Raw genomic sequence first — 344 nt, forward strand, 5'->3', positions numbered from 1 at the left:
GCTGACGCCGAACCGGTTGACCCGCGTAAGGCTGCGGTAGAAGCCGCGATTGCCCGTGCTAAAGCGAAAAAAGCCGCGCAGAATAGTGAAACTGCTGCGCCTGCCGCTGACGCTAAGCCGGTTGACCCGCGTAAGGCGGCAGTAGAAGCCGCCATCGCCCGCGCTAAAGCAAAAAAAGCGGCGCAGGCAGATGACATGGCTGAAGAGACAGAATCAGACGATCCCCGCAAAGCGGCAGTGGCGGCGGCCATCGCTCGTGTAAAAGCGCGCAAAAGCGCGCAGCAGCACTCTACGCAAGAGGACTAAATGGCTTTTCGTATCGCAAGTTCGCCTTATACCCATAA

General features: G+C 58.4%; 1 pseudogene. It reads left to right on the forward strand.

Annotation, left to right across the window (positions count from 1 at the left end):
* Positions 1–306, forward strand: a pseudogene (locus NG42_RS23395) (electron transport complex subunit RsxC); the annotation flags it as partial.
* Between the last annotated feature and the right edge of the window lie 38 nt (positions 307–344).

Source organism: Winslowiella iniecta (genome assembly GCF_001267535.1).
Taxonomy (GTDB): Bacteria; Pseudomonadota; Gammaproteobacteria; order Enterobacterales; family Enterobacteriaceae; genus Erwinia; species Erwinia iniecta.